Source organism: Bacillus cereus group sp. N8, assembly GCF_016483685.1.
In the GTDB taxonomy this organism is placed as follows: domain Bacteria; phylum Bacillota; class Bacilli; order Bacillales; family Bacillaceae_G; genus Bacillus_A; species Bacillus_A proteolyticus.
Map to the genome: position 1 here is coordinate 1 of NZ_JAEHBK010000079.1, position 5,228 is coordinate 5,228.

Here is a 5,228-nt window from a genome sequence, read left to right on the forward strand (position 1 = left end):
TCAACCTTTACAGCTTTTGGTGAAATGTACTTTTTCATATTTACGCCCCCCTTCTTTTCGTCACAATATACATTACACCTAATTAGATAATTAAGTCAATATAAAATATTCAAATTATTTGAAATACAAGAAAAATTTGTGTATTCGTTTAAGTCTAAATTAAGTAACCATTTTTTCGTATTCATCACTGTAATTCTGTAAAATTAGAACGATTAGAGTGTCATTTATACGGACAGTTAATTAGTATTCTCCTTTGTTCCTCCACTATGTTTCAAATGCGCCAATTACTCCTCACCAAGAAGAAACGAGAGTTGAGTGAATATAAAGCAATCTATATCATCAAAAGTTATTTTCCACTTCTTTATCAAACTTTACAAATAGACACCCAAGAGATATCAAAAAATACTACTTCGTTTGTTCAATCTTCTACATAAAAATGGGTGAAAATCCCATAGGTATGAGAAGAAAACAGTCTTTGATATCTTAGGCGTCGTATACAACTTTTCTACGTCTCACAACCATGTAGCGTAATCCCCAAAAATGAAACCCGCTAGGGTTTATTTGGCATGCAAATCTTTAAAGAACTTACACTGGATCTTTAGAAAAAAGAAAAAATCTCACGTGAAATTAAACTTATATAGTCATAGCTTGATGGGCACGGGGTAGCACCAACAAAACGCAAATTTCATACGCTAAGGATATCCAGTATAAAAAATCCCAATCTCTCAGTGATATACATAAGAAATTGGGATTTAATTATTTAACAATTGCACTCAACTGTTAAATAACATCTATTTTTTTCATACGCTTTACAAACCTATAACCTGTTATCTTGTAGCCAAGGAATTAGATTTATTCAGAATAACAGGCGATAAAAGTAATGAATATTCAGATTTTTATTTATAAAGTTTTTACAAACCTATAACCTGTTATCTTGTAGCCAAGGAATTAGATTTATTCAGAATAACAGGTAATAAAAGTAATGAATATTCAGATTTTTATTTATAAAGTTTTTACAAACATAGAACCATATAAAAATACGTTTAACTTACAAAGAAACATTAAAAAATTTGTTGGAGGTATATTATGAAGATGAAACTTATGTCTAAATTTGCCTTATTAGGATTAACCGCTTCTTTTGTAATTCCGGGGAACATTGCATTCGGGGAAACCCCTTCAGTTCAAAATGACAATCAAGTAAATCATCAACAAAAAGTTGAAATTCAAGATTCAAAACCTTCTATCAAGGTGACTGATAAGAATAGTAATTTAATCAAAGATTACACAAACGAAGAAATAAACACATTAATGAGTCAAAAAGCTTCATTTTTAACAAATCAACAAATTAAATCTGCTGCTTACAACATTAGTGTTTTATATAAATTTGGCAAAACAAGTTTTTCTAAGAGTGTTTGGATTGGTGGAAGTAATACAGCTTTTTATAATCCTACAAGTGTTGAGTTAACCCCCGAAATAGAAATTAATGCTTTATCCATTCAAGTATATGATACAACAAATACGTATATAGGCGAAGTGACAATCAAAGGAATTACTGACGTTTTCCATGTACCAATAACAAGTCTAGCTAAATCAGGAAATTATAAAATAAAACTGCAAAATAGGGATTTTCTAGATGTAGAGTTGTCCGGCGGTAAGGTTTATGGCAAATCTTAAATAATAATTCCTACATAACAGATAGATCGTTAGCATAATTCTTTTAATCTATCTAAAAAAGAACCTCATCTAGATGTTTTAAATATACTAAACTAATAAGAGGATATTATGTTCAATATATGAGCATATATCCTCCTTTCTTTGGCATTTTATATTTGTTAATTAGACGTTGATAATATCGTATAATGTGTATATAGGGTACAAACGAGATACGTGTAAAAATAGGTCATAGCCTTACTTTTATTTCCAACTATGACCTATTTAGCTTATAGAGGGATCGTTTCTTCTATTGGTTGGGGGATTTTCTGTAAATCAATTAGGGGCACGGCAACGATTACTACTTTTTAGGGCCACACGCCATTTTAGGTTAGCAGAACTAGTACACAGACCCGAAAAGCCCTATTCCTCTATAGGGCTTTTCGTTTTAAATAAAGTAATTTCCCTGTTATCAGAATCATTCAATTCTAGCATTATGTTACCACCTGTTCGTTTTTCATTGAAGTTCACTTTAAAACCAAATTTTTTATAAAAGTGCTCTAATCTGTCAAAATGCCCTATATCTACTGGAGATATACTCCCCTTTATACACGGAACACCTATTTCTTTTGCTACTTTTATTAAATATTCCATTGCAATTGAACCATTGCCAACATTTTCTTTTGTTATTAGTATATCTTCTATAAACAGACAATACCCTCTAGTATGGCTTTTTTCTAAAATCTTAGCATTAATCTTTGGAAAAGAATTAATCGCTAAATAAGATTCGCCACACATCCTAATATATACAAATGCCCCTTCTCGTTTCTTAAAAACAAACAATTCCTCCTTTTCCTTATTTCTTTTGATACCTATAATTTCAGCATTCTTATAAAAATTAAATATTCTATGCGGTATTTTATATATCTTTTCTAAATCTTGTATTTCCAACCTCGCGTCTGCTTTTATTCTTCTTTTAAAATCATCTACTTGTGCTTGATATTTATTATGTAATTCATATAATTCTTTTTTAAATAATATTTTCATAATGGATTTTTTCATTTCTTTTAGCATATCAATTCTTCTCCCTCGCTCAATTATTCTAGTAAGTATTTTTTCTCAATAATCGAATCGTTTAATCTTTTGCAAAGATTCCACTCCAAGTTGCCAATCACTTTTTACCATTACTTTTTCATAGGTTCCCTCTTTAATTTTTCTGCTAGAGTTAAAATATCGGTCAAAATATGCTGTAACTGTTGCACTTGTTCTTGAAGGCATTCAATTTCACTTTGCTCGATAGGTGTTAAACGTTCTTCCTTCCTCCATTAAAAATTCTACATTCATACCAGGCCGAAGCAATTTTTTTATCTGCTTTCTATTCTACAAGGAAATAGCCTAAATACCAAAATTTACAAAAAATAAAGACAAGACTAAATTTAGTCTTGTCCTAAAAGAAGAAAAAACAAAATATAACAACTCTTATATTTAGAATACAATATTTGGGGTACCGCCACATACCTATCAAGCTAAGGTTTTGAAGTACCCCCTAAATGAAAATTTTCTTTCTCTATAGTTAGTTATTTTGAGAAGTCAGCTCATTTTAGGGGGTATTTTGTTTTATTAGGTTGATAGCGATGTATGGTGCCCCCTCTTAGCTTGATTGTGATGTGGTGCTACCTCAGGTTCTGGTGCAAAAGTGTTAGAGTTTTTGCACCAGAACCAAAATAAATATAAAAACTGAATGTTTTAAAAATTATAATTTTTATTTATAAACATACTATATATTTACACATTTACTTTGAAAAGGTAACTTTAAAAGGTATACGTTTCTATTTGGGGAAAATAGAGAATTTATAAAAAAATGGGCCGGGGGATTTTTATGAAAAAGTTGAAAATGGTCTCTGCTTTAGCCATAAGTTTATCTTTGTTTGTTCCATCTTTAAGTCCTGCACAAGCTGCTTCAACGATTACTTACACACAGACAGGAGCGAATTATATGTATTCGAATTCGCCAGAGACGATAAAAGGAAAAGATGATGGATATGAACATCGTTTTGTAAGCGGAAAATATTCTTTCTACACATTACAACGTTACACGGAACCAAACAAAGAATATGTAGCTGAATTTTATAATCACAACAATTCAGGTGCAGAATTGCAATGGGGATATGCGATTTACAATGGAAGTAGTTCAGCTCGTACTGTTACAATCAAAAATGATTCTTTTAAACAAGGGACGCATCAATATGGAAACACGATGAATATTGCATCGCAGATGGAAATCGAATACGCGAACGATACAAAAACAGAGACAAAAACAATTCCGGCATGGTCTAGTATTTTTATAAAAGAACAAAAAGTAACAGCTGGTAACACAACGACTGGAAAACTGAAATTTATAACAGATGGAAATCTTACTGTTCGACAATTTGTTTCTAAGAAAAAACCTGATGGAACGTATCCTACAGCAATAGAAGTAATGGATCTGACAAAAACGCCACAAGTATATATATCTATAAGTGATCAAACGACTGCAAATTATAAAACTGATACAAGAAAAGCAACAATAGATTATAATACAACAAAAAGGTTTTATGTCGGAAGCAATAAAGAAAATGCACCACAAAATGTAGGAATAAATGAATACGAAAATCCAATTGATCAATTACCTGGTGCACACTCTATTTTGGATGGAAATTACGGAATTACGTATGAATTTACTTTTAAAAATGCGGCAGGTAAAAAAATAAGAATTACTCCTAATTATTATAAGGGAGTTGAGTCTACGTTTGTTTATTATGATGGAATTTGGAAACAAGCACCAAAAATCAGCAGCGGAACACATGAAATAACTGTCCCTGCGAACGGTGTTATTAAATACATCCTTCCTGGAGGAACGGATGCATCAAAATTATTTGAATTTATTAATTAAACAAACCGGGGATTATTTCCCCCTGGTTTGTTTGTATTTACTTTTCTTCTAATATCTGTTGCTTTTTACTGTTGAATATTTGTAATTCCCATTCACTTCCTATTTTGCTTAGATAATATCTTTTCACTTCAGCATAAGGAATCCAAATTTCACGTTCCTGTATTTGATTCATCACTTTATGAAGAATCTCATCATGTTCATACTTTCTAGGTTTTCTATGATGTGTATCTTTTATTAATCATTACAGTACGTGAAATTATTGTGTAATATATTGAAAAAGCCCCCATAGATCTTACACCTATGAGAGCTACCTAAGGGTATTTAGACTTTCGACTTGATTTTATTGTAACAAGTTTTCACCAAATAGCAAAAACATAACGATCCAAAACCAAATAATCAAACGAAATGCACTCTTAAATCCTCACCAGAGAGAAAATGTTTCCTCTTGCATTATTATCCCCCTTTCCTACTTGTCTTTTGGTTCTCCAAACCATTCATACATTGCCTGTCGGTTTATAATCCATTCCTTACGCTTCCCTTCAGGATGCAAAAAATACTTCACTAAACCTTCTTGTAACATGCGTTCTAAATCATTTATTTGCTTCTCGTTCATTAAAGAAGGGCTATATTTATTCTTAATTGTCTC

5 protein-coding genes and 2 pseudogenes are annotated in these 5,228 nt (G+C 31.3%); 3 read left to right on the forward strand and 4 right to left on the reverse strand.

Annotation, left to right across the window (positions count from 1 at the left end; all coding sequences use genetic code 11):
* Nucleotides 1-170 precede the first annotated feature (170 nt).
* Nucleotides 171-531: pseudogene (locus tag JDS80_RS30115) on the forward strand (IS4 family transposase); the annotation flags it as partial.
* 555 nt (nucleotides 532-1,086) lie between these two features.
* The gene (locus JDS80_RS30120) at nucleotides 1,087-1,674 is read left to right on the forward strand and encodes a hypothetical protein (protein ID WP_199640752.1); all 588 of its coding nucleotides are present in this window, start codon (nucleotides 1,087-1,089) and stop codon (nucleotides 1,672-1,674) included.
* A 399-nt stretch (nucleotides 1,675-2,073) separates the two neighbouring features.
* Here the strand turns inward: JDS80_RS30120 and JDS80_RS30125 are convergent, their stop codons facing one another.
* A complete protein-coding gene (locus JDS80_RS30125; protein WP_199640753.1) occupies nucleotides 2,074-2,724 on the reverse strand; it encodes a hypothetical protein in 651 nt (216 codons plus the stop codon).
* Between the two features lie 45 nt (nucleotides 2,725-2,769).
* Nucleotides 2,770-2,928, reverse strand: a complete 159-nt coding sequence (locus JDS80_RS30130) for a hypothetical protein (protein ID WP_242477464.1) — start codon at nucleotides 2,926-2,928, stop codon at nucleotides 2,770-2,772.
* 601 nt (nucleotides 2,929-3,529) lie between these two features.
* Here JDS80_RS30130 and JDS80_RS30135 point away from each other — a divergent pair.
* A complete protein-coding gene (locus JDS80_RS30135; protein WP_199640754.1) occupies nucleotides 3,530-4,582 on the forward strand; it encodes a copper amine oxidase in 1,053 nt (350 codons plus the stop codon).
* 37 nt (nucleotides 4,583-4,619) lie between these two features.
* On the opposite strand, the pseudogene JDS80_RS30140 reads toward JDS80_RS30135, so the two are convergent.
* Together JDS80_RS30140 and JDS80_RS30145 are read right to left on the reverse strand one after the other, a co-directional pair.
* Nucleotides 4,620-4,808, reverse strand: a pseudogene (locus tag JDS80_RS30140) (transposase); the annotation flags it as partial.
* 240 nt (nucleotides 4,809-5,048) lie between these two features.
* On the reverse strand, nucleotides 5,049-5,228 hold a 180-nt coding region (locus tag JDS80_RS30145), incomplete at its 5' end, for a DNA-binding protein (protein WP_199640755.1).

What these genes read in the sequence shown, in the direction of transcription:
- JDS80_RS30130 (WP_242477464.1), bottom strand. Translation starts at nt 2,928, where the DNA reads ATGCCTTCAAGAACAAGTGCAACAGTTACAGCATATTTTGACCGATAT.
- JDS80_RS30125 (WP_199640753.1), bottom strand. Translation starts at nt 2,724, where the DNA reads ATGCTAAAAGAAATGAAAAAATCCATTATGAAAATATTATTTAAAAAA.
- JDS80_RS30120 (WP_199640752.1), top strand. Translation starts at nt 1,087, where the DNA reads ATGAAGATGAAACTTATGTCTAAATTTGCCTTATTAGGATTAACCGCT.
- JDS80_RS30135 (WP_199640754.1), top strand. Translation starts at nt 3,530, where the DNA reads ATGAAAAAGTTGAAAATGGTCTCTGCTTTAGCCATAAGTTTATCTTTG.